Source organism: Neoluteolibacter marinus, assembly GCF_014904755.1.
GTDB lineage: Bacteria > Verrucomicrobiota > Verrucomicrobiia > Verrucomicrobiales > Akkermansiaceae > Haloferula > Haloferula marina.
In genome coordinates this window covers 48819-73212 of record NZ_JACZFQ010000097.1, presented here as the reverse complement: position 1 = coordinate 73212, position 24394 = coordinate 48819, and the positions used below count along the sequence as shown (strand labels likewise).

Sequence of the window (24394 nt, the reverse complement as noted above, 5' to 3'; positions counted from 1 at the left end):
GGTCGGGAGAAGTGGCCCAAGAAACGGCCGGTGCGACCGCTTGGAAAGTCCGGAGAAGCCCGCTCAGTTGGTGTAGGTGCCGGGCATCAACGCTTCCAGCGGTTGGCTGCCCAGCGCCCAGTCGTCGGCGAGCACCTGGGTGATTTCGAACTGCCGCTGCTCACCGGTCCCGGTGTGGCGGACGTCGAAGGTCATCCGCTGCATCGGCAGGCTCGTGCCCTGGCCGTTGCGGCGCAAGGTGCTGGCCACGGCCGCGTGTTGCCGGCTTCCCCGCAAGGTGTAGCCGAACATCAGGGTCTTGTGATCCGGCGACGCCATCGAATAGCACACCCAGCGGTCCTCGGTGTAACGGCCGTTGTAGTAGATGTCGGCCGATGTGAAGACGCGGATGGTTCCCTCCACCGGTTCGCCGGAAAGCAGCTTGTCCCATCCGGGCACGACTTGCCGGTCGAATGCGTCGAAATCGATCCGCCAGTTCTCTTCGCCGTCCGGCGACAGCAGGGCAACCCGGTTGTTGTCGGTCTCGAAGGTCACGAGGACGGTCTCGATCTGCAACACGCGGCTGTCGACCGGTTTGACATATCGAATGGTTTCCACCTTGCCATCATTCTTTTCCAGGTCCGCCAGCTTGGCGACCATCTGCTCCGGCCGCTGGCTGCCGCCGCGGACCAGCGGGGCGAGTTCAGCGGGCGTGCGGGCGGCGAGGAATTGCTCCACCTTGTCGATCAGTTGTTCAGGCTTCGGAGTCGCAACCTTGATGACGATGTTATTGGCATTGCGGATCGGCATCGAGAACACGCGACCCGATCCCCGGTCGCGGTACTCCCAGAGCACCACGGCGGTGATGCCGCCGGCGAGGAAGACCAGCGAGGCGCCAAACAGGATCTTCGGAATCTGGCCGGCGTAGTTGATCCGTGCGCCCGGCGTCGCGTTCTTCACCAGCCGCGGGATCCGCCCCATCGTCGGCGCGTCACCCCTTTTGCGAGCGGACTTGATCCATCGATAGAATCCGAGGCCGTTGCCGGGGCGTTTCATCGCGAGGGGAGGGGGCTAGCGGGGGTAGACCGTGATCCGGTACGGATCGTAGCGGTCGTCGGGCCGGAACAACCAGCCGGGATCGCGGTCGATCACCTGGTAGCCGGTGATCATGAACTCGGGGAGGAACTGGTTGCTGTTCGGATCGTAGGCATCGCGGCCGGTGAAGTAGCCGTTGAGCTTGTAGTCGTAGTTCTGGTCAAAGCCGTAGCGTTGCCCGGGCGGGCCGACTTCCGACAGGCGGTCGGGCGAGCGTTTCTTGTCCTCGCGGAAAATCACCAGCTTCGCCTTGCTCCACGGCTGGCGCGGGCGGCGGACGTAGCCCCAGAAACGGGTTTTTTCGATGTAGTAGCGGCGGCCGTAGAAGAAGTCGCCGGTAGGCTCCGAGGCGATAGCGGCCTTCCGTTCTTCCAGGGTCGGGCCTCCCATGTTGCCGCTCCCCATCGTGCCGCAATGGCAGAGGAGCAAGGTTCCGGTGGCGATCAAACCGCGCGTGAGGTGCCGCATAGGAGCTGAGGCTAAGGAGACCCCCGCGAGGTCCGCAAGCGTCAATCCGGGAAGAAGCGTTGCTTTCCGGAGCGGAAAACCTCTTGCAAATTCAAGGCCTGCTGGCTACCTCCGGCCCCCGCCGCGCGCGTGGAATGGATTGTTCAATCGGAACATGAAGCTGGCGAACCTACTCACCCCCGACCGAATCGTTCTGGAGATGGCCGCCGGCGAGCGCTGGCCCGCCATTGTCGAACTGATCGATCACCTCGTCGCCGGCTCGTTCCTGGCGGAGGAGTTGAGGGAAGAGATTCTCGACGCGCTGAAGACCCGCGAGGACCAGGTGAGCACCGGCGTCGGCCACGGCATCGCCATCCCGCACGCGTTCTCGGAAAAGCTCGATCATGTCGTGGCGGTGTTCGGCCGCTCGAGGGCGGGGATTGACTTCGAATCCCTCGACGGCAAGCCGGTTCATTCGGTGATCCTGTTCCTGGTTCCGAAGAAGGACTACCACCTTCACCTCCAGACGCTTGCCGCGATCGCGAAGATGTTCACCAATGCAGGGATCCGCCAGCGCCTGCGCGACGTCGATTCCCATCAGGAGATCCTCGACATCTTCACCGGCAAGGCGACCCGGCAGCCCGCGAACGGCGCGACTTGATTCGCCCGCCGTGGTCCCTCAGCCTGCCGCGGGCCGGATTGCCGGATCTTCTTCCGGCTCATCCTTTCCTTTCCCATGACCCTTATCCAGGACCTCGCATCCCGCCTCTCCTCCGCGTTTGAAACCGTGCTCGGCGAGAGCGTCGCCGTCACCGTGGTTGCCGCCGCCGACCTGCGGTTCGGCGATTACCAGAGCAATTCCGCCATGGCGCTTGCCAAGCAGCGCAAGACCAACCCGCGGGCCCTGGCAGAGCAAGTGATCGCCGCCCTCGATCTCGGCGACCTCGGGACCGCAGACATCGCCGGCCCGGGTTTCATCAATTTCAAGATCGCCCCGCAGACCTTCGCCGCCCGTGCGAAGGCCCAGCTCGCCGATCCGCGCCTCGGTGTGCCGGTGACCGGCGAGGGACGCACGGTGGTCGTCGACTTCTCGGCGCCGAACGTCGCCAAGCCGATGCACGTCGGCCACATCCGCTCGACCATCCTCGGCGATTCGTTGGCCCGCATCGCGCGCTGCCTCGGCTACGGGGTGATCACCGACAACCACATCGGCGACTGGGGCACCCAGTTCGGGATGATCACCTGGGCGTGGAAAAACTGCCTGGATGCGCAGGCGCTCGAGGCCGATCCCCTGCAGGAGCTGCTGCGCCTCTACCGTCACGCCAGCGACTCGGCGAAGGCCGACGAGACGATCCGTGAGGCATGCCGCCTCGAGCTGGTGAAGCTCCAGGCCGGCGACGACGAGAACCTCGGGATCTGGCACCGCTGCATCGAGTTGTCGCGGATCGGTCTCGACCGCATCTACGACCGCCTCGACGTGGCCTTCGACCACTGGCTCGGCGAGAGCGCCTACAATGAAGCCCTGGCACCGCTGGTGGAGCGCCTGTTGGCCGACGGCCTCGCCCGCGAGAGCGAAGGTGCGATTTGCATTTTCTCCAACGGGGTGCCGGAAGATCCGGCGAAGGATCCTTTCCTGATCCGCAAGGACGGCGAATGGACCGACTTCCCGATGATGGTCCGCAAGAGCGACGGGGGCTTCAACTATGCCACCACCGACATCGCGACCCTCGAGTTCCGCCGGAACGAGTGGAAAGCGGATGCCGCCTGGTATGTCGTCGACCACCGCCAGTCGCTGCACTTCCAGCAGCTGTTCGCGGTCGCGGAGCGGATCGGCCTGGGGGATATGGACCTGCGCCACATCGCCTTCGGCACCATTCTCGGGACCGACGGCAAGCCGCTGAAGACGCGTTCCGGCGATCTCCCGCAGCTTGCCGACGTGCTGGACGAGGCTGTCGCCGCCGCAGCCACCGCGGTGGCGGAGCGCAGCCGCCTCGACACCGATGAAGAGCGTGCCGAGCTGGCCGAACTGATCGGCATCAGCGCGGTGAAGTTCACCGAGCTCGCCCACCACCGGCTGTCCGACTACGTCTTCGACCTCGATAAGATGCTCGCCTTGCAAGGCGACACCGCGCCCTATCTCCAGAACAGCGTCGTGCGTTGCCGCTCGATCTTCCGCAAGCTGGACGAGGAGATCGATCTTGCGGCCGTGACGCCGGTGCTGGAGCAGGAAGCCGAGATCCATCTGGCCCGCTATCTGGCCCGCTACGGGGAGATCGTGCCGTCGATCCTCGAGGACCACCGCCCGAACCTGCTGGCGAACTACCTTCTCGAACTCGCCCGCGCCTATCACTCCTTCTACGAGGCCTGTCCGGTCCTGAAGGCCGACACCGCGGTCCGCAACAGCCGCCTTGTGCTCTGCGATCTCACCGCGAAGGTCCTGGTCCACGGGCTCTCGCTTCTCGGCATCCGCTGCCCGGAGCGCATGTAGCCGCGCCCGCTTTCCGAATCATCATCCCGCGTCCCTCCCACATGGAATCGCCCCGTCGCCGCCTTCCCTACTACGTCATCGGTCACAAAAACCCGGACACCGATGCAATTTGTTCCGCCATCGGCAATGCCGCGCTGCTCCGGGTCACCGGTTCTCCCGAGGCCTCGGCGGCGCGATGCGGGGAAGTCCCTGCCCGGACGGCGTGGGTGCTGCAGAAGGCCGGCATCGAGTCCCCGCCGCTGATCACCGATGCCCGGGCCACCGCCGGCATGATCTGCCGGCGCGACGTGGTGCAGGTCAGTCCTTCCGACACCTTCCTCGCGGCGTACCGTCGAATGATCGCCAGCGGCGTCCGCTGCGTGCCCGCGGTCGATGAGAATGGCAATGTCCAGGGCATCCTCCGCTACCTCGACCTGTTGGAACTGCTCGTCCCGGGAGACGCCAGCGGCCTGCAAGTCCGGACCGTCAACGCCGCCTTGTCGAAGATCGCGAGCACGCTCCAGGCGGAAAGCGTCGGCGCCGACATGCCGGAGGGCGACGAGGACGAGGAGTTGATCTTGCTCGTCGGCGCCTCATCCCAGTCGACCGTTGAACGCCGCCTCAAGGGCGCGGCCAAGGACGGCAACGTCGGCCGCTTTCTGGTCATCTGCGGCGATCGTCCGGTGGTCCAGCACTACGCCATCGAGAACGGCGCGCGCACCTTGATCGTCACCGGTGGCAATGGCGTCGAGCCGACCCTGCGCGAGCTCGCCCGCAAGCGCGGGGTGATCATCCTGCTCTGCACCCAGGACACGGCCAGCTGCGCGACCCTGATCCGCTTTTCCCGGACGGTGAACCACGTCATGGAGACCGGCTTCACCACGATCTCCGCCCAGGAACCGGTGTCGCGCCTGCGCAAGGCGCTCGCGTCGCTCGACCAGGACCTGTTCCCGGTCCACGACCCGGTCAGCAAGGAAATGATCGGGGTCCTGTCCAAATCCGACCTCATCGACCCGCCGCGCACGCGTCTCGCGCTGGTCGACCACAACGAGTTTGCCCAGGCGGTCACCGGCGTCGAGGAATGCGAGATCGTCGAGGTGATCGACCACCACCGGCTCGCCGGCGACCTGGTTTCCCGCGAGCCGATCCGCTTCCTCAACGAGCCGGTCGGATCGACGTCGACCCTGGTGGCCCGCAAGTTCCGCCACCGCTACCTCGAGCCCGACCGTGGCACCGCGATGTGCCTGTGCGCCGGCATCATCGCCGATACCCTCTGCCTGACCTCGCCGACCACCGCGGAACTCGACCACGAGATGCTCGGCTGGCTCAGCGAACTCGCGGGTATCGATCCGGCGAAGTTCAAGGAAGAGTTCTTCGCGGTCGGTTCGCTGCTTGCCACCGGCACGCCGGACGAGATCCTGAATGCCGACCGCAAGGAGTTCGACGACGACGGGGTGAAAGTGACAATCGCCCAGGTCGAGGAACTCGGCCTGCACGCGTTCAGCCCGCGCCGCGAGGAGCTGGAGGAAGCCCTGATCAAGCTGGCGGCGGAAAACGGCTATGAGCTCGCGGTGCTGGTGGTGACCGACATTGCCGAGCATCATAGCGTCGTCCTTGCCGCCGGCGATCCGGCATTTGTCTCGAACATCCCGTATGCGCGGATCGATGGCAGCCTCTACGACGCACCCGGCGTGGTCAGCCGCAAGAAGCAGATCTTCCCGGCGGTCTGCCAGGCGCTGAAGAAAACCCGCTAGACCCGGCGCTGCTTCACGCGGCGGTTTCCGTTACTTCCGGTCCTTGGCCCGTTGGTAGCGGCTGCGGCGTTCGGATGCCTCGGCCGGGGGGGCGGCCGGAAGCTCGGGCTTGGTCTCTGCCTCCACGACCACCGGCTTCGCCGACTTGACCTTCTTCGGCTTCACCACCTTTTCCCGCGGCGTGAAGTTCGGCAGCGCGGGGATCGGCAGTTTCCAGCCGGTGCGCGTGAGAAGGGCCTCCGCGACCAGCAGCACCAGCATGGAAAGCGCCAGCCAGAGGCGGATCGAAACGTCCTGACGGTTCGGCGGGCGCAGCCAGGCCTTCGAAAGATCGAGCAACTCGCGGCCACCGGTTTGCGCCGACACCGTGCGCAGCTCGGCCAAGCGATCCGGTTCAAAGGCCCATTCGATGGAAGTGCCGACGGTGATCGGCCCGAAGGGCAAGGCGTGCTCGCCGACCTGGATCGCGCCGCGGACGACCGCGCCCTCATCGAGGTCCCGCGACACCGAGAAGTGACCCGGGGCGATCCGCTTCCAAGGCACGTCGTAAGGGGACTGTCCGGCCCCACCTTCCAGCAGGCGAAGTCGCGGGGGCACCGCGGAGAGCTTCTTCGACCACTGTTCGGGATCGTAGAGCAGGTCGAGCGTCAGGCGGGTGCCGTCGAGGCGGTGCTTGAGGCCGATGCCCGGCGGCAGGTCCATGCCCATCAGCCAGCGGGTGATCGTCTGGACGAAGTCGCCGTAGCCCGGCCAAGCGCGGATCTGGTCCGAGAACTCGCCGCCGAGCGGAAACGACACCGCGACGCTGCGGCCCAGTCCGCGGCGGGCGTGCGCGACCAGCGGGGCGACGTACTCGTCCTTGCTGAGCAGCGAGGTGGTCGCGTCCTCGCGGGCGTAGGACAGGTTGTAGCCGTCGACCTCCGGCAGCCATTCGATCGGCTTGGGGGAGATCTCCGCCCAGCGGCCGCTAGGCAGGGCACCCACCGGTTCCTCGATGAAGGCGGAGCGGGCGATGGTCACGGTTTCCTGGGCGAAGATCTTCGGGATGTCGACCGGCCGGTCGGTGAAAAAGATCCGGCCGTCACCGCGCTTGGCGATGTCCTCCAGCAGCTTGGCATCGGGATCGGCCTTGGTGCCCATGCCGATCACCGACACGGTGCAGCCTCCCTTCTTCATGGTCTCCAGCAGGCGCTTGTAATCGCCGGGTTCCTCCGAATCGCAGGCGTCGGAAAAGAGGATCACGTGACGGGTTCCGACGTTGGCCTTCTTGACTTCGTCCCATGCCGCCTTGAGGCCTTCGTAGACATAGATGCCGCCGCCCCCCGACTGGACCTTGCGGGCGCGCGCCTGGAGCGCGGCCTGGTTGCCCTTCACCTCGGTCATCGGGATCACCGCGTCCGGGACGCTGTCGACGGCGAGGACGGAGACCCGGTCCATCGGGCCCAGCAGGCCGATCGCCTCGGCGGCACCGTTGTTCGCCAGGTCCATCTTTGTCAGCCCCCCGGCGACGGAGACACCCATCGAGCCTGAGCGGTCGAGGACGATGGCCAGCGCCACCGCCAGCTTGCGGTGCTCGCTCTTCAGCTCCATCGAGATCGGCAGCAGGGGATCGATCGACGACTGGAAGTAGCCGCCGGAGCCGAACGACTGCTTGCCGCCGGCCATCATGAAGCCGCCCGCCTGCTCGCGGACGAAGAAGTCGAGCGCGTTGAGGAAATCCTGCGGCACCTCGAATGCGGGGATGTTGTTGAAGATGACCGCACGGGCGCCGGTCAGCATGCCGGGCTTGAGCTCGCCGGGGTTGCTGACGACATCGACGGTGAAATCGAGCGACGACAGCACCTTCGCCACCGGGTCGTCGGTGTATTTGGTGGCCAGCAGCACCCGCGGACCGCCGGCGATCTCGATCCATCGCGAGATCTTGTTGTTGCCCGGGTGGGCGTCCTTGAGGGGGGAATCGGCACCGATCACCACCTCGGCTTCATACTCGAACGATCCGGCGTGAGGGATGCGGTCGGTGAATTCGGCGCGGGCCACACCGTTCACCAGCTTGACCGTCGTTTCGGTGAGCTGCTGCCCGCCGCGGCGGAGGATCAGGTTCACGTCGGTATCGGCCGACCCGCGCACGGTGGCGGCCAGCAGGAACGGTTCGCCGGCCTGCACCCGTTCCGGCAGCTCGAGGCGCGAGAGCCGGAAGTCGTCGAGCGTCTCCTCCCGGACCAGCCGGAAGTCGAAGGGGATGCCCCGGGCCTGGAGTTGCTCGGCGGCCTCGTGCAAGGGTTCTGTGGCAAACCCGTCGGTGAACAGCAACACCCGCGAGGGCCGGTCTTCCTGCGCCAACGCGGTCACATGGGACAAGGCGAGCCCGGTGCGGGTCAACTTCCGCGAGCCGGTGAAGCTGTTGCCGTCACCGCCCTTCTCGATGATCTCGGCGCCGTAGTCGAAGTAATGGATCTTGTCCCGGCGCCCGGGCTTGGCCTTCTCCAACAGCCGCTGCCACTCCGGCAGTCCCTGGTCCACCAGATCCTCGGTGGAATCGGATCGGTCCAGCAGCACCCACAGGTCCAGCGCGTCTTCCTGCACGTTCACCTTCGGGTCCGCGAGGGCGAACACGGCGACCAGCAGCAGCAGCAGGCGCAGCGGCGACCACAGGCGGAGGCTTTTCCAGAACCAGCCGGCAAACAGCAGGGCCGGCAGGAGGATGAACCATTCTGGCGATCCGAAGCTCATGGAATCAGCCAATGGTAGAAGGGGCGGGGCGCGGTTTCATCGATGAACTTGTGGCGGCCGTTGACCCACGACTGGTGCCAGGTTCCGCCTTCTCGCTCGATCAGGCGGATGCCGATTTTCTTGCCCAGGGTGGTGTCGACGAAGCCCTCGCACTTCAGCGGGATCGCCTGCTTGCCCTTGCCGTTGCCGCGGCGGAAGATCGACAGTTCCTCGGCCGGATTCACGCGATCCGGCTTCGCTCCGACGATCCAGTAGTTGGTTGGTTCCGCCCGGAAGCCGCGCTGGGAGACGGTGATCGACCCGTCCTTGTGGCGGTAGCCGGTGGTCGTGGTGCAGGACGTGACGAGCAGTGCTGACACGGCAAGCAGGAGCTTCCTGACGGTGGCATTCATGGTCATCGGGCGTTGGCGTCCAAGGGGCGTGGGGCGGGCGCCGGCTGTGCCTCGCGTTCACGGGTGAAATGCCATGAAACCAGCAGGGCGACCAGCAACAAGAGGAACCACGCCCGCCACCAATGGTCTTCATCGGTGTGCCGCTCCACCGCCGCGGCGCTGCCTTCGCCGGTGGTGTCGGCCGGAGCGCAGGCGGCGAAATCGGCCTCGCGGGTGTCGGCGAAATGGACGCTGGCATCGAGCAGCGGGGTCCCGTCCTGGCTGACCTTGAGGAATCCCGCGTCGGCCGGAGCCTCCAGGTTGATCCTTGCCGTGGCGGGCAGGGAACGGGATTCGACAATTTTGCCGTCGAGGTCCAGCGACTCGACCCGGATAGCCGTGGTGCCGGCGGAGGCGTCGGCCGCGAAGGAGACCGGCTGGTTGGTCTCAAGCATCCGTGCCGCCGGGGCGACCTTGGCGGTGCGCAGCTGTTCGGCGAAACGGTGGAGCATCACGATGAAGGCCGGCTGGGTCGCCGCGTTGGACAGGCGCAGGTCGAAGTTGAAGCAAAGCTGGCGGGCTGCCGGGGTCTCCGGGCCGGCTTCGGTTTCGCGGAGGAAGATCAGGGGCCGGGTTCCTTGCCACAACAGCACTTCGTCGGAACTCCGGCGCTGCAACTGGATGGTTTCCCGGACCAACAGCGATTGCCAGTTGAGGCCGTCGATCAAGGGATGGGCGGTGGCGACGATGCCGCCCTTGAGATACGCTCCGCCGCGGGTGTCGTCGCGGACGAAGACCAGCGCGTTGCCCGCCGCCTGCACCGGGTCGAGGGGGTCGTAGGAAAGCAGCGTGAGATCGGCGGTGGCGGCGTCGTTGGTTTCGACCGTCGCATCCAGGGAACGCAGGAGCTTCTTGGCCAGCGCGTCGTAGGCCCCTCCGGTGGCGGCGAACAGCGACAGCGTTTTCGGCCGCGGCACGATCATCGGCAGGCTGTCGTCGAGAGTGAACTTGTCGGGGGAGAGCATCAGGCGGACACGTTCGGCCTTGTCGGGGAATGCCGCTTGCAAGGTGACGAAGGCGCCGCCGTCGATCTCGAAGGACCGGGGTTCGGTTTTCGCCCCGCCGGGCATTTCCAGCTGCCAGGTGCGCGAACTCCGCTTGGCGGAGTAGTTGCGGACCAGCGCCTGGAAGACCGGTTGGCCCTCCTTTTCGGAGATCGTCACGCCGGTGAAACCGACGTTGTCCACGGGTTCGCCGAGCGAGAGGATGCGGGCGTCGAAGGGCGGCTGTTCGAGCGGCGTGTCGGTGACGTAGACCACGACGCCCTCGCGGGCGACCAGCGAGCGCGCGAGACGCAGCGCTTGCGACGGGTCGCTCAGTCCGGACCGCGGCTGCCAGGCCTCGACCGCCGCCGCGAATTCTTCAGGCGATGCACCGGCGTAAAGCCTTGGCTTGCCGGGGACGCTCTCCAGCAAGGTCAGTTCCATTGCCGAGGCGGCACCCTGCAGGTCGGGGAGGGTCGACACGAGCTTGTCGGCGAGGCCTTCCTTGACGACAGCCATTGAGGCGGACGAGTCAAGGACGATGGCGACGCGCTGGGTGCTACGGGCTTTCTGGTAGCGGGGCTCGGCGAGCAGCCAGGTGAGCAGCAGGACGCCGAGGAGCTGCATCCACAGCGGGACCGAGTTCATCAAGCGGTCGATGCGCCGGCCGCTGGCCGACTCGCGCTGGGTCTTTTCCAACAGGAACAGCGTCGAGATCGGCACGATCACCGCCTGGCGCTGGAGGAAATGGATCGCCAGCACCGCGGGAATCCCGAGGAGCGCCCAGAGGCCGGCAGGGTTGGTGAGGGTGATCAAGGCAGGGGTAGATCAAATCGCCGTCTCCAGCGCGCCGCTCGGCAGGGCCTCGGCGAAGAGGGCGGTTTGCAGGTCGGGTTCGCAGGCGACGCGCGCCATCCGGCATTGGTGGCGCTGGCAGGTGTTTTTCCAGAGGGCGAAGTGGTTGACGTAGCTTTCCTTGTAGCGGCGCAGCACCGAGGGTTCGATGCGGTGGGGGTGGCGCGACTTGCGCTCGGCATCGACGAACTCGTAGTTGCCGGTCCATTCCGGCGCGGCTTCGGCTTTCAGGAAGGGCACCAGCAGGATCGGGCTGCCTTGGCGGGCGGACAGGTAGCGCATGACCGGTTCCGGGTCTCCGGCGAACAGGAGGTCGGAGATGAGCACGCGGATCGCATTGGCGCGGAAGGGGATGCGGGAAAAATCCGGCTCGGCGGCCGGGTCGGTGGCGGGCAGGGCACGCGATTCATCCAGCCAGCGGTGGGTGGCAATCAGGTCCGGCGGCATGATCCGGGTCGCGTCGCCGCGGACCAGGTGGACGATGGTGGCGGCGCCGGAGCGGCGGGCGGATTCGACGGCGAAACAGAACAGCTCGGCGCTGCGGGTCGCCTTGTCCGGGTCGAAGAACATCGATTCCGAGGCGTCGAGCACCACGTCGACGACCGGCCGGACTTCCTCGCGGTAAAGCTTCATCGTGTACTGCCCGGTCCGCGCGAACGCCTGCCAGTTGATGTGTCGGGGATCGTCGCCGGGGACGTAGGTGCGGTGGTCCTGGAAATCGAGCGAGGACCCGACGCCGGCACCCTGGAACTCCCCGGCCTGGCCCCGCCAGATGCGGGAGCGCAGCGGCAGTCGGAGGCGGCCGGCCGCGGTGAGGGCGCGGGCATGACAGCGGGAGAGTTCGTCGTGTGTCACGGTTGATCAGCAGGTGGAGTGGGGACCTCGTTCTCGACCGCGCGGATCGCGGGGAATTTCCGCAATGCGAATACAAGAAGGGCGGCGTAGTAGATCGACACCGTGACGATCCCGGTGGTGATCAGCGGGGTGTAGTTGACCGGCTGCGAAGAGGGGTCGAGGCCGGTGGCCTTGAGCTCGTTCCAGTGGGCCTTCGGCAGCCAGTCCATCAGCGGCGCCTGGACCGTGGGGATCCATGCCAGCCACCACAGGAAACTGTCGTCGGTGGTCTCGTTCGCGATCAAGGTGACGGCCACCGCCACGGCGACCAACGAGACGACGGACAACAGATACACGCCGAAGGTGTTCCGCTCCTTCTTCACAAAGAGCCTAACGATGAGGGCGGACAAGATCAGCATTCCGAGGCCGGAGAAGACCAGGACCTGCATCTCATGGTGGTTGGAGTGAAACCCGTAGGCTGGCCGGCGATCGGGGAGCAAGTACAGGACAAGGCCCGCGACCGCGATCAACAGGCCGGTGAAGAGCACCCCCGACGGCCAGCCGGGATAGAGGAAACGTCCGGCGACCTTTCCCACGGTGCCGAATTTGAGGAAGGGCCGGCAGATCGGCGGCAGCAATTGGAAGGGTTCGGTGAGGGCGATGATGACCGCCGGCGTGCCGAAAAGGATGAGCAACAAGCAGGTTTCCTCGATTTGAAACCCGGCGAAATGGGCGACGAGCCCGACGAAACCCATCGCCAGCAACGCGAACAGCCGTCGCACCGTGCTGTGGTTCTCCGCCATCGGGGCGATCATCGATGCTCCCAGGGCGAGGGCGAACCAGCCGAAGTAGACGCCGGCACCAACGAAGGCGAGCAGGCCCCAGCCCGAGCCGGTTTCTTTCAGCGCGCAGGCTTTGATCAGATACTCGAAATCCCTTCCAGAGGTCATCTCGATGATCCCGGAGCCGATCAAGATGGCCCCGCCCAACGGCAGCAGGCCGCGGATCAGGATGGAGGGGATCGCGGAGATGCCGACGGTGATCGCGGTGAAGACGGCGGAGCCGAGGAAGATCAGCGCGAGCAGGTTGAGCTCGGCGAACAGGTTCATCCGGCCGAAGAAGTAGCGCAGGATCAGGTAGGGGGCGATGGTGACCAGCAACAGCGAGGTCTGGCTGACGATGGCAACCCATTTGCCGAGCACGATGCGCCAGGCGCCGAGGCGGGTGAGCACCATCAGGTCGATGGTCTGGCCCTTGATCTCGTTGTGAAGCGCGCCGATCCCGCGCAGCGGCTGGGCGACCAGGGCGGCGAAGGCGAAGAAGAAGAAGATCACCCGGCTCACCGAGGGGCCGGAATCGCCCGAGCCCGAGGTGATGCCCACCGCGGAGAGCAGCACCACGCCGAGCAGAGCCTGCAGGGCGAGGAAGAGGATGACGAAGGTCTTGGCGCGAAGTCCCTGGCGCAGTTCCTTCACGAGCATCGGCGACAGCTTGTCGCTGAACTCGTCGAGCGATGATCCGGCCGGCGGCGGCGTCGCGGGGATGCTGGCGGTGCTCATCGGTCAGTTGGGAAGGTCCGGCGGGGTGAAGGCGGGCTGCTCCGGCTTGGTGTCGGTCGGGATGGCACCCTCGCCGCGGTCGATGCGGCCGAGCATGTCGATGAAGGCGTCCTCGAGGTTGCGCTGCTCCTTGTGGAACTCGACCACCTTCAGGCCGTCCTTGACCATGCGGGCGAGGATTTCGGCGGCGCGTTCGGGCTCGCTGGTTTCGATCCGGATGCGGCCGCCCTGCTTGCGCGACTCGACGAACTCGACGTGGGGATTGACGACGCACCAGTCGGAGACCGCCTGCGGGTCACCGATGATCTGCACGTCGTAAAGCATCCCGCCATTGGAGTCGGTGCCGAGCTTGAGCGACTCCGAGTCGCCGTGGTGAACGATCCTGCCGCCGTTGACGAAGAGCAGCGAGTCGCACATCTCCCCGAGTTCGGAGAGGATGTGGGACGAAATGAAGATGGTCTTGCCCTCCTGGGCGAGGACGCGGATCAGGTGCTTGAGTTCGACCCGGGCCTTGGGATCGAGGCCCGCGGCGGGTTCGTCCATGATCAGCACCTGGGGATCGTGCAGCAGCGAGCGGCCGAGGCAGAGTCGCTGGGTCATGCCCTTGGAAAGCTTGTTCGAGAAGCGGTCGGCGAGCGGGACCAGGTCGGTGAACTCCATCACCTCCTGGACGCGCGTCTTGCGCTCCTTGCCGGAGTAGCCGAAGGCGCGGGCGTAGAAGTCGAGATACTCGACCACCGTCATGTGCTCGTAGTTGCCGAAGTGGTCGGGCATCCAGCCGATCAAGCGGCGCACCTCCTCCGGGTGATGGACCACGTTGATGCCGCAAATCTCCGCGACGCCCATGGTCGGGTAGTCGAGGGAGGCGAGGATCCGCATGGTGGTCGTCTTGCCGGCGCCGTTGGCCCCGACAAAGCCGCAAACCGATCCGTGGGGGATCTCGAAGCTGATGCCGTTGACCGCCTTCAGTTGCCCGAAGTAGCGGTAGAGATTGTTGACTCGGATGGCGGGCGCAGTGCTCATGGCTGGGCGATCGGTCCGGTGAGGTAGGTGAGGGTTTGCTGCCATTTGATGCCGGGCAGGGTTTCGATTCCCGGGGCGGCGTCGGTGACGGCGAGGAAGTGGCCGGTGCGATTCTGGAGGTTCTTCAGCGCCATGCGGTTGAGCGTGCCGAACTGGTCCTGCGCTTCCTTGGCGAAATCCTTGAAATCGCCCACGGTCGACGCGGTGCAGATGAATGCCTTGCCCGGGGAGATGTTGTCCGCGCGCCAGACCCCGCCGTCCTTGTCCTGGTAGAACAGGGTGGTGATCCCGAAATCAAAGGACGAGAGGAAGGCGGGCGGGCCGGACTGGTTCCGCGCCTCGATGCGGCCCCGGGTGGGAATCACGGCGCGGACGAGCTGCCCCTGCTCGGAGCGGCTCTGGAACCAGTCGCCGTCGATCTCGGCGGTCCCGTCGCGAAGCAGGAATTCGTAGCGCATTCCGCCGCCCTGGTTGTTCTGGGTCAGGCGCGACCAGGGCGTGCTTTCGAGTGGCACGGGGGTGATCAGGGCGGGCTCGGTGATCTTGAAGTCGCCGCCGAGCAACACGCCGGTGCGGCTGATCTGTTCCTGGCGGACATAAGCGGAATTCTCGCCGCCGTCAGGCCGGACCTCCATGAGGGCGACCCGGGTACCGCGGCCGCCGAAGCCGTCGATGCCGATGATCAGGGCGATCAGGATCACGCTGGTGCCGAGTGCGATCAGCGGCGTGGTGATGAACAAGCGGTGGCGACGGCCGGATTTCGCGAAGACGAACAGGTTGACCGGTCCGACCAGGATGCCGAAGGCGATGAGGATGATGATGAACAATCCGTAGTTGTAGCCTTGCTCCCCGAAGGCTGTTTTCAACGGCCATCCGGCACCGAAATCGTCCTGGATCGATTTGCTCAAGGGCGGGAGGCCGCGCTTGGAGAAGCGGTTGACGGTGGCGGCATGGTCCAGCTTCAGGTCCGCGGCGACGGGGATGATGGTGACTTCGCCGAAGCTGCGCGTCGCGGAGCGGACTCCCTTGCCTTCGTCCGAGATGCCGAGGCTGGCGAGGTCGGACGAGCCGGACATCGCGTAGATGACAAGCTGGCCGCCGAGGCGGTTCCAGCGGAGCATGGCATTGCGGGCACCCGGGCTGGCACTGGTCCAGTCGGCGTCGGTCATGCCCAGGCCGTCATAGCCGGCGTAGGCTCGCCAGTCTTCCGGCATCTGGCGGGGATCGAACTTCCCCGCGAAGGTGATACCTCCGTAGCGGGAGTGCAGCTTGCTGTTCGCGGCGGAGTCGAGGGACGATGCGTTCGGGGTGTAGAGCGCCTCGCTGAGGAGAACCGCGGGCTGTTCCTCGCTGTTGCTGGTGGTGAGGCTGGTCGAGTTCGACCCGAAGGATCCCGAGAGGCGGAACTCGATCGACTGCTGGCCGCTGCCGTAAAAGTTCAGCACCGTCGTGCAGGGCACCAGGATGTCGTGGACGGTGGCCTTGCCGGCGGGGGCGTCGAGGCGGAACGACGAACTCATCTCGCTGCCTTCGCCGCCGTAGCGTCCGTCGCTGGAGGTGGTGCCCAAATTGATGGCCCCGTCTTTCTCGGAGGCGTTGTTGACCGTGATCCGCACCGGCAGGTAGCCGCAGGGGGCCGCGCGGCTGAACAGGGCGACGGCCTCGACCCGCGTCTTCGACTTGGGATCGGGAATGTGGAGGAAGAGGCTTTCCTGGGCCGCCAGGGGGCTGGCGAGGAGGGCGAGGGCGAGGAGGTGGCTCGGACGCATGATCAGGCCGTGGTCACGGGCTTGAGGGTCTTCGGCGTGGCCCCGCCCTGGAACGGCACCTCTTCGAGCAGGCTGCGGACGACGTCGTTGTTGGACAGTCCCTCGACCCGTGCGTTGTACTCCAGCACGATGCGGTGACGCAGCACGGCCGGGGCGACGAAGCGAACGTCCTCGAACGAGGCATGGGTCCGCTCGTTCATCAGGGCGCGGGCCTTGGCGGCGGACGCCAGGGACAGGGCGGCACGCGGACTCGCCCCGTAGCGGATGCCGCGCGCGGCATTGCTCTGCCCCGGGTGGGTCCCATCGACCAGCCGGGCGATGTAATTCGCCACCACGTCGGGAAGATAGATGCGCCGCACCAGGTTGAGGACATCCTCGAGCGTGGCGGCATCCATGATCGCCTCCACCTTCGGTTCCGCGCCGAGTTCGCGCTGGGTGACGATTTTCTCAAGGGTTTCGACGTTGTTGCGGGTGACCTCGAGCTTGAAGAGGAAGCGGTCGAGCTGGGCCTCGGGAAGGGGATAGGTACCTTCGAGTTCGATCGGGTTCTGGGTGGCGAGCACGAAGAAAGGCTTCGGCAACTCATGGGTTTCGCCGAGCACCGTGACCCGCCGTTCCTGCATCGCCTCGAGCAAGGCCGACTGGGTCTTGGGCGAGGCGCGGTTGATTTCGTCCGCCAGCACGATGTTGGTGAAGAGGGGGCCCGGCTGGAACACGAAGGCCCGGCGGCCGTCGATCTCCTGCAGCACCGGGTTGCCAGTGATGTCGCCGGGCAGCAGGTCGGGGGTGAACTGGACGCGCTTGGTGCCGAGCCGCAGCGTCTTGGACAAGCCCTTGACCAGCTCCGTCTTGCCCAGTCCCGGCAGGCCTTCGAGCAGGATGTGGCCGCGGGCCAGCACGCCGGTCAGGACGAGGTCGACCAATTCCGACTGGCCGAACAAGACTTGGTTCAAGGCGGCGGAAAGCGACCGCACATGCTTGCCGGCGGTACCGACTTCCGTTTCCGAGGCGTATTCCATGATGAAAAGGATCTAACGATTTCGACTCTCGACGGTGTATCCGAGGTTCATGTGAAGATGCGATGAAAAAGCCGCAGGGATGTTGGAATGTCGGCAATTGGCGGGAGTGGCGGTAATTGCGGTGGCTGGCGCCGGGGTTTGGGGCCGGACGTGGGGCGCCGGGTGCTTGAAACGGCGCGGAGAGTCCGGCGGACGGACATCGCCCGATCCGCCGATTTTGGTGTTTCCGCCGCAAGGGACTTTCCCTAAACAAGCGGCCCCGCGAGGGACCGACCATGCGCCTGCTCTTCATCATGCTCCGCAAAGAGCTGAAAGGATTCTTCCTGAATCCCTTCGGCTGGGTGGTGTTTGCCTTCGTCACCGTGATGCAGGGGGCCGCCCTGTCGACGGCGATGAAGGGATTCCGCGATTCCCCCCGTCAGGACAGCCTGGTGTGGGCGGTTTTCCACACGCCGCTGTTCTGGTTCTGGTTCCTGTTCATTTTCCCGCTGATCACGATGCGCTCGTTCGCGGAGGAGGAGCGCAGCGGCACGCTGGAAGGCCTGCTGACCGCCCCGGTGAAGACCTGGCAGGTGGTGCTTTCGAAATATGGTGCCGCGATGGTGTTCTACACGCTGCTGTGGATTCCCAGCTTCATCCAGTTCCGGATGTATGAATGGGTCACCGACGTGCCTCCGGCCTATTCGCCGGGGGCGATGTTCGGCGCCTACGCGATCATCCTGCTGATGGGGGCGGCGTTCACGGCGGTCGGATGCCTGGCATCGGCGCTGACCTCCAGCCAGATCATCGCCGGGCTGATGACGATCGGCCTGCTGGTGATCCAGTATTTCCTCGGCTACGTGACGGTGATCTGGGGTGAGAATTTCCGCGCGGCGCCGATGTTCCACTACATTTCGAGCCAGGAGCACCTCCACTACTTCGCCAAGGGGCTGCTGGATACCCGGCCGGTGGTTTACTACCTGAGCGCGACGGTGTTCGTCCTTTTCATCACCTACCAAGTCGTCGACTACCGTCGCTGGCGTCGCTGAAGATTCATGAGCAAGGATTCCGATAAAACCCAGGCGAAGCCGGTCCATCGCTTCGGCACCGGGGCGCTCACCCTGGCGCAGGTCATTTGTTTCATCCTCTTGTTCCTGGCGGTGAACTACCTGGGGGCGCTCCATTACGTCCCGAAGGACCTCAGTTCGGACACCGCCTTCACCCTGTCGTCGGCGACCCGGCGCTATCTCGAGTCACCGGCGGTGCAGGAGCGGAAGGATCCGATCCGGATGTTGATCGCGTTCAAGCGCAACAACGGCCTCTATGACCGGGTGCGTGCGCTGGGCGAGGAATACTTCCGCCTCTCCGGCGGGAAGGTGAAGCTCGAGCTGCTGGACCCGGTGCGGTCGCCGGACCGAACCCAGCAGGTCGCCAAGGAATACGGCAAGGCCTTTGCCAGCGCCTTCTCCAAGTCGATGTTCACCTCCGATCTGGCCATCATCGACGCGCGGACCGCCGAGGAGCGGGAAGCGGTCCCGGAACAAGGAACCGAACGCCTGGCGAGCCGTCACGTGCGCTTCGTGGAATCGACCGCGATGGCCAGCTTCGAAACCGATCTCGAAGGAAAGCGCAAGATCAGCGGGTTCCTCGGCGAGGATGCCTTGACCACCGGGTTGGTGGCGGCGATCGAGGGCAAACCGCGGCAGATTTACCTGCTGGCGGACAAGAGCGGTTATTCCAGTGAAAGCGCGGATTCACCGCTGATGAATTTCTCTGGTGCTTTGCTGACCCAGAATGCCCTGACCGAGCCGCTGCAGATCGCGGGGCTGGCGAAAATCCCGGACGACGCGGCGGCGGTCGCGATCATCAATCCGGCCTACGATTTCACCCCTCAGGAGCTGGAGGTGCTCTCCGAGTACTGGACCCGGCCGAAGTCGTCGCTGCTGGTGACCCTGGGCGGCGAGACTCCGCCCCGGCTGCGGGCTTTCCTGCGGAATCTCGGGATCACGCCGGGCCGCGACCGCGTCATCACCAAACGCGGCGAGCATGTGGTGACCAATGTCCGGGCGGAGTTCCAGGGCGGCATGGAGTTCACCCGTGACCTTTGGGAGAAGACGACGACCCTCGAAGGGGAAACCTGCAGCCTCGACATCCGGGACAAGGACAACGAGGACCTGACCGGCCGCGGGATCCGGCCGTACACGCTGCTGGCAACCGGTCCGAACTTCTGGGGCGAGACCGCGTTCTCGACCGCCAAACCCGAATTCGACCTGCGCGAGGACAACCCCGGACCGATCCGGCTGGCCGGCGCGGTGATCCGCGGCGCGGCGACCCGCGACGACCTGGGGGACCAGATCTCCCGCATGGTGGTGATCTCGAACTCGGACTTCCTCTCTCCGAAGTACTTCTCGGACATGAACAAGGACTTCCTGGCAAGCTGCGTGAACTGGCTGATCGGACGCGAGGAGCTGACCGGCACCGGCCCCCGCACCTTGGGCACCTACAAGCTGCCGCTGCTGGACAGCCAGGTGTCGTTCATCAACCGGGTGAACCTGTTCTTCCTGCCGGCCTTCGCGCTGGCCATCGCCGCCATCGTCTGGTCTTCGCGTCGCGCCTGATTCCATGCGCTCTTTCACCTACACGCTGCTGTTGCTGCTGGTCACCGTCGCGGTGAGCCTCACGGCTGCGCTCCGCCTCAGCCAGGGCAGCCTGGAGAAGCTGTTCGGGGCGCCGGCAACCGGGGTCGGAGAGTATCTCTACAAGTTTGATACCAAGGATATCCGCCGCTTCGTGCTGTCGGGCAACGGCGTCCGGGCCGAGGCCGTCTTCAAGGACGGGATCTGGCACTTGAAGAAGCCGTGGGACGACCGCATGGACCCCCGCGCCGCGGCGGCGATCCGGCAGTTCACGATCGGAACCCGGGTCGAGGACATCATCCCGGAAGGCAAGATCGACACCGCCAAGGCGGACTTGCGCGAGGGCACCATCGGCATCCAAATCACCGACCAGGACGGCGAGGAGATGGCCCGTTACCTCCTGGGCCGGAAGACCGAATGGATCCACCGCGACGAGGAGTCGGGGGAAGAGTTCCCGACGGTGTTCATCCAACCGCTCGATGACGGGCGCGAAGGCTTCATCTACGCTTGCACCGGCGATATCCATCCGATCTTCAAGGACGGCTTCCGCCATTTGCGCGATCATCACCCGTTCCTTTTCAATCCCTTCGGGCTCGAGTCCATCCGCATCCAGGGCAGCGACAGCAACCTGGTGATGGCCCGCTTCGACGCCCAGGCACCCTGGCGGATCGTCCAGCCGCTGGAGCTGCGCACCGATCCGGAGGCGGTGAAGAAGCTGATCGAGGATCTGTTCAAGCTCCGCGCGGTCAAGGTATCGGATCGCTCCGAGGTCACGTTGCCGGCCGACGACACCAACGGCCGCCAAAAGATCGCGATCCGGCATTTCGGTCAGGAAGAAGAGGTGGTGCTTGAGATTTACCCGCCGGCGACCCCGGAGGCGGACACCGTGCTGGCCACGGTCAGCGACCGGCCCGGCACGGTTTTTGAGCTGCGGCTCAAGCCGCTCGGCCCGGGTGTGGCGGAGGATGGATCGCCAGCGGCGGAAGGCTCGGGCGACGAGGTGGTTTCCCTCGCAGGGCTGCCCGATACGGTCAACGAGCTGCGGAACCCGATGCTCACCAACATCGACGTCGAGAGCTTGCAGGGGATCCTGATCTCTCCCGCGACCTCCGAGGAGATCCTGGTCGCTCGTGAGAAGGGCCAAGCGTGGCAATATCGGCACAACGGCCGGATGGAACCGATCAACGAGATTGCGATCTACCGGCTGCTCAAGGCGATGACCCAGACCAAGGTCGCGGAGTTCGTGAGCGACGCCGCGGTGAACCTGGAGCCGTACGGGCTGGATCGTCCGTCCTTGTCGCTGCGTTTCGCGTCGTTTGGAAACGAGGGCTTCGAGATCGTTTTCGGCCAGTCGCGCGAGGGCATCTGGTATGCGATGCGGGTCGGCGTGCCGACGGTGATGCGCTTGGACGACGAGTTCATCTTCGAGATCTTCACGCGGTCCTGGCAGTGGCGGCATCCGGGCGTCTGGTCGATTCCCGCGATCGACCTGATCGGGTTCGAGCGTGACATGGAAGGGCGTCCGCCGCTCGTGCTTGAATACGATTTCCTCACCGAGACATGGAAGGCGCGCGAAGGCGGCGTCGACCGCGGGCCGGAGCTGGTCACCGACCGCGCCAACCGTCTGCTCAAGCTCTTGCTCGACATCCAGTGCGACACCTGGCTGGCGCCCGATGATCCCGATGCCCTGGCGGCACTGGCCAAGCCGGTCCTGCGGTTCAAGCTGGCGGTGAAGGCCTACGACAAGAATGCGATGTTCACGGGCATCGAGGAGCGCGAGCTGGTGCTTGCCCCCGGCAGCGACAGCGCCACCAACGTGATTTTCTACGGCCGCATCGGCAATGATCCGCACGCATTCCTGCTGGGGCCGGAAACGGTCCGGCGGCTGGCGGTGGACCTGTTCGGCGACGATTGAGGCGGCGCATCCCGCAAGATCGGCGTATGAAAACCGGCCGCGGTGGCGTTATCTGGGGACGTGAAGCGTTGCTTGATCTTTCTGGCCCTGGTGCAGTGGGCCGCGGGCGAGGCGGATTTCTGGGATCTGCCGCCGCTGCGCTATTCGGACACGAAGGCCACCGACTCGCTGGCGAAACTGGCGGCTGATCTGGAATCCGGCGCGCGGAAGGTCGAGGGGGCGACGGGCTTGGATCGCCTGAAGTTCGTGCTGCACGAGCTGGATGTCCCGGAGGAGTCGCAGATGCTGGTGTTTTCCAAGACCAGCCACCAGAACCCGCTGATCGACCCGCGGAATCCGCGCAGCTTGTACTTTTCTGAGAATACCTACGTCGGCTACGTCCCGGGCGGCGCGATCGAAGCGGTGGTGCAGGATCCGGTGTTGGGACCGGTCTTCTATCTGATCGAGGAAAAGGGTCCGCGAGGCATGAGGATCGAACGCGACCTGTCGAACTGCATGTCGTGCCACGGCACGTCGCGGACCGAAAACGTGCCGGGTTTGCTGGTCCGTTCGGTTTATCCGGATGCCGACGGTCACCCGCTGCTCGCAATGGGAACCAGCCATGTGACCCATTCGACGCCGCTCGCCGAGCGCTGGGGCGGTTACTACGTGACGGGTCGTAGTTCGCTCGGCCACCTGGGCAACCGCGTCTATGCGGAAGGGGACGAGGGCTTGCCGCGACCCAGCGAGCTCGCCGACCTGCGGGCTGAGATCGATGTCTCGAAATATCCCAGGCCGACAAGTGACATCGTGGCCTTGATGGTGCTGGAGCACCAATGCCGGATGCACAGCCTTCTGAACGCGGCTTCGCTCCAGTATCGCCGGGCCCGCTACCTGAGCGAGGTCCTCGACCCCACCGCGGACGCGGACCAGGGTTCCGCGGGGCGGGTGGCGGACGCGATGGCGGAGAAGATCGTCCAGTGTCTTTTCTTCACCGGGGAAGCGGATCCGGGCGAGGGGATCGAGGGCGGGGAAGCCTTCCAGAAAGCATTCACCGCGCGGTTCCCAAGTACCCGCGACGGCCAGTCGCTGGCGGACTTCCAACTCTACAGCAGGATCTTCAAGAACCGCTGTTCCTACATGGTCTACTCCGACGCTTTCCGGGACCTGCCCGCGCGGGTGAAGCGGGTGGTGTTGGAACGGATGCACGCCGTGCTTGCGGGCGAGGATCCGTTTTTCGACTGGCTGAAAGCTTCCGAACGCCGGCGGATCACCGCGATTCTGAGTGAAACCTTGCCCGGGTGGAACGACTGAAGAATCGAACCGGCCGGACAGCGCGAAGGATGCGTCGGGGGGAGTGTCGCATTCTCCGTCGCTGCCGGCCGGCCCGGGTATCGGGGGGAACTTGTGAGGGTCTCAAATCCGGGTCATTCCACGCCGGTCATCTGGGCGCGGATCTGGAGCACCCGGTCCACTTCGATGCTGACCGAACTGAGCACTTCCGCACCGAAGGGCGTTTCCGTGACCAACTCGAAGTTGTAGGTGCCTTCGCCCGACAACTCGTCGTTGTAGTCGGACACCGTGATCAACTTGTCCGTATGGGTCGGCTCCTGGCTGAGCACGAACCTGGACTGCTCGAGGCGCTTGGTGGTGCCAGAAGCCACGTGGCGGATCCGCAGGTAGCTGTAGCTGCCGGGATAGAGGTCGTTGAGCACGAGCGTGAGCGGCGGCGGGTCGTAGGCGATCCGCTGGCCTTCGGTGATGCCGTTGATCGATCCGCTGGCGACCGGCCAGACCTGGACGAAGCCGGCGGCGATCTGGGTTTGCGCGATCGATCCGTCCGAAAGGGCGTGCACGACGAAGTGCTCCTCGCCGGCGGGGTTCTTGCCGTCGGCCGGTTGGATCGTCGACCGTTCGAAGGGCAAGGCCGTCAAGCCGTTGGTCGTGATATAGCCGCTCGCCAGCGGGGTGCCGGCGGTCGGGGAACCGGAAGGAATCGACATTTCGTCCTCCTGGTAAAGGACGACGTGGTGCTCGGCGAGGACGCTCGTCGATGCGAGAGGCAGGCCGGTGGTTCCGGCGAGAAGGTCGCCGACGGTGATGTTCACCGTGAACGGCTTGTCGGCACGGGTTCGGGGGAACTTCTCGTAGGGGTCGAGCGTGACGACCTTGACCTCCGCCTTCGGGAGGTAGGCGCCGACGGTCTTCTGATCGAGCAGATAGTCGGTGCCCTCCTCCTTGTCGATGGTCCAAAGCTGGAAGAGCGCGCCGTTTGCCTCGAGGCCCGCCAGAGCAGTGGCGGCTCCCTTGGCGGCGACATTCTGCATGTCCCAGCTCACGCCCGTTCCCTGTTGATACTGCCGGACGAAGTTCGTGTAGTTTTCGCTGCCGGCGAGCAGGGGGAGCTGGCATCCGGCGATGGCGATGGCCAGTGCGAGGGTCGATTTCATGGATTCTGGGCGGTGGTCGTGATGGATTCCGAAGGTGGGGAGACCAGGGAGATGGGACCGGAGAGGTAGACGGCGACGATCACCTGGTTCTGCTTGGACCACGCTTGCAGGCGGTCCTCAGGGATCAGGCGCTTGCCCGCGGCCTGGTCGAGATCGACCTCCTGGGTGCCGATCCAAGCACGGTTCTTGACGAGGAATTCGTTCCACGTCAGCAGTTTGCCGACGGGTTTGGCATCCACATTGGCCTGCCTGGATGGCGGCGTGTAGAGAACCGCACCCTTGGGCAGCAGCGTCCAGGTTTCACCGTCATGGAGGATGGTGGACTGGGCGATGATCGACTGGTTGCCGGGGCGGACGGTTGTCTTCCCCGAGTCTCCGGTAGGCGGCGACTGTGCGAGGCCGGCAAAGGGGCTGACACCGGGAGGGGCCGCCATCAGGGGACCTGCGAACAGGCCCGTGAGGGCGAGGATGGGGGGAGCGGCTTTCATGG

19 protein-coding genes are annotated in these 24394 nt (G+C 65.4%); 7 read left to right on the top strand and 12 right to left on the bottom strand.

Annotated elements, in window-relative coordinates; genetic code table 11:
* Nucleotides 1–63: 63 nt before the first annotated feature.
* Together IG178_RS18895 and IG178_RS18890 are read right to left on the bottom strand one after the other, a co-directional pair.
* Nucleotides 64–1035: a hypothetical protein gene (locus IG178_RS18895; protein WP_193214141.1), complete on the bottom strand. Its 972-nt coding sequence runs from the start codon at nucleotides 1033–1035 to the stop codon at nucleotides 64–66.
* 15 nt (nucleotides 1036–1050) lie between these two features.
* Entirely contained in the window at nucleotides 1051–1542 is a 492-nt protein-coding gene (locus tag IG178_RS18890) for a hypothetical protein (protein WP_226895589.1), read from the bottom strand.
* A 154-nt stretch (nucleotides 1543–1696) separates the two neighbouring features.
* Between IG178_RS18890 and IG178_RS18885 the strand changes: the two genes are divergently transcribed.
* The 3 genes from IG178_RS18885 (at nucleotide 1697) to IG178_RS18875 (ending at nucleotide 5742) form a co-directional block, all read left to right on the top strand.
* Nucleotides 1697–2182 carry a PTS sugar transporter subunit IIA gene (locus IG178_RS18885; RefSeq protein WP_193214140.1) on the top strand — a complete coding sequence of 162 codons (486 nt, stop codon included), beginning with the start codon at nucleotides 1697–1699 and terminating at the stop codon, nucleotides 2180–2182.
* A 75-nt stretch (nucleotides 2183–2257) separates the two neighbouring features.
* Complete coding sequence (argS, locus tag IG178_RS18880) at nucleotides 2258–4009, top strand: arginine--tRNA ligase (RefSeq protein ID WP_193214139.1); 1752 nt, start codon at nucleotides 2258–2260, stop codon at nucleotides 4007–4009.
* A 41-nt stretch (nucleotides 4010–4050) separates the two neighbouring features.
* Nucleotides 4051–5742, top strand: coding sequence for a putative manganese-dependent inorganic diphosphatase (locus IG178_RS18875; RefSeq protein WP_193214138.1), 1692 nt, complete (start codon nucleotides 4051–4053; stop codon nucleotides 5740–5742).
* 30 nt (nucleotides 5743–5772) lie between these two features.
* Here IG178_RS18875 and IG178_RS18870 read toward each other — a convergent pair whose 3' ends face one another.
* From IG178_RS18870 to IG178_RS18835, 8 genes are read right to left on the bottom strand one after another with little or no spacing between them, the layout of a single operon-like run.
* Nucleotides 5773–8472 carry a VWA domain-containing protein gene (locus IG178_RS18870; RefSeq protein WP_193214137.1) on the bottom strand — a complete coding sequence of 900 codons (2700 nt, stop codon included), beginning with the start codon at nucleotides 8470–8472 and terminating at the stop codon, nucleotides 5773–5775.
* Complete coding sequence (locus IG178_RS18865) at nucleotides 8469–8864, bottom strand: hypothetical protein (protein WP_193214136.1); 396 nt, start codon at nucleotides 8862–8864, stop codon at nucleotides 8469–8471. The genes IG178_RS18870 and IG178_RS18865 overlap by 4 nt, the downstream gene beginning before the upstream one ends.
* A gap of 2 nt (nucleotides 8865–8866) precedes the next feature.
* Nucleotides 8867–10702: a vWA domain-containing protein gene (locus tag IG178_RS18860; protein ID WP_193214135.1), complete on the bottom strand. Its 1836-nt coding sequence runs from the start codon at nucleotides 10700–10702 to the stop codon at nucleotides 8867–8869.
* A 12-nt stretch (nucleotides 10703–10714) separates the two neighbouring features.
* Nucleotides 10715–11596: a DUF58 domain-containing protein gene (locus tag IG178_RS18855; protein ID WP_193214134.1), complete on the bottom strand. Its 882-nt coding sequence runs from the start codon at nucleotides 11594–11596 to the stop codon at nucleotides 10715–10717.
* Nucleotides 11593–13134 (bottom strand): ABC transporter permease, encoded by a 1542-nt coding sequence (locus tag IG178_RS18850; RefSeq protein WP_193214133.1) that lies wholly within the window; start codon nucleotides 13132–13134, stop codon nucleotides 11593–11595. Before IG178_RS18850 ends, IG178_RS18855 begins: the two co-directional genes overlap by 4 nt.
* 3 nt (nucleotides 13135–13137) lie before the next feature.
* Complete coding sequence (locus IG178_RS18845; RefSeq protein ID WP_193214132.1) at nucleotides 13138–14157, bottom strand: ABC transporter ATP-binding protein; 1020 nt, start codon at nucleotides 14155–14157, stop codon at nucleotides 13138–13140.
* A complete protein-coding gene (locus IG178_RS18840; protein WP_193214131.1) occupies nucleotides 14154–15926 on the bottom strand; it encodes a hypothetical protein in 1773 nt (590 codons plus the stop codon). The genes IG178_RS18845 and IG178_RS18840 overlap by 4 nt, the downstream gene beginning before the upstream one ends.
* 2 nt (nucleotides 15927–15928) lie before the next feature.
* A complete protein-coding gene (locus IG178_RS18835) occupies nucleotides 15929–16945 on the bottom strand; it encodes an AAA family ATPase (protein WP_193214130.1) in 1017 nt (338 codons plus the stop codon).
* Between the two features lie 275 nt (nucleotides 16946–17220).
* Between IG178_RS18835 and IG178_RS18830 the strand changes: the two genes are divergently transcribed.
* The 4 genes from IG178_RS18830 to IG178_RS18815 are packed head-to-tail and all read left to right on the top strand — an operon-like array spanning nucleotide 17221 to nucleotide 22768.
* The gene (locus tag IG178_RS18830) at nucleotides 17221–17973 is read left to right on the top strand and encodes an ABC transporter permease (protein WP_193214129.1); all 753 of its coding nucleotides are present in this window, start codon (nucleotides 17221–17223) and stop codon (nucleotides 17971–17973) included.
* Between the two features lie 6 nt (nucleotides 17974–17979).
* Complete coding sequence (locus tag IG178_RS18825; RefSeq protein WP_193214128.1) at nucleotides 17980–19542, top strand: motility-associated ABC transporter substrate-binding family protein; 1563 nt, start codon at nucleotides 17980–17982, stop codon at nucleotides 19540–19542.
* 4 nt (nucleotides 19543–19546) lie between these two features.
* On the top strand, nucleotides 19547–21475 hold the full coding sequence (locus IG178_RS18820) for a DUF4340 domain-containing protein (RefSeq protein WP_193214127.1): 1929 nt from the start codon (nucleotides 19547–19549) through the stop codon (nucleotides 21473–21475).
* A 60-nt stretch (nucleotides 21476–21535) separates the two neighbouring features.
* Nucleotides 21536–22768: a hypothetical protein gene (locus IG178_RS18815; protein WP_193214126.1), complete on the top strand. Its 1233-nt coding sequence runs from the start codon at nucleotides 21536–21538 to the stop codon at nucleotides 22766–22768.
* A gap of 113 nt (nucleotides 22769–22881) precedes the next feature.
* On the opposite strand, the gene IG178_RS18810 is transcribed toward IG178_RS18815, so the two are convergent.
* Both IG178_RS18810 and IG178_RS18805 read right to left on the bottom strand, forming a co-directional pair.
* Nucleotides 22882–23904, bottom strand: a complete 1023-nt coding sequence (locus IG178_RS18810) for a hypothetical protein (protein WP_193214125.1) — start codon at nucleotides 23902–23904, stop codon at nucleotides 22882–22884.
* Nucleotides 23901–24392, bottom strand: coding sequence for a hypothetical protein (locus IG178_RS18805; RefSeq protein WP_193214124.1), 492 nt, complete (start codon nucleotides 24390–24392; stop codon nucleotides 23901–23903). Before IG178_RS18805 ends, IG178_RS18810 begins: the two co-directional genes overlap by 4 nt.
* Nucleotides 24393–24394 lie beyond the last annotated feature (2 nt).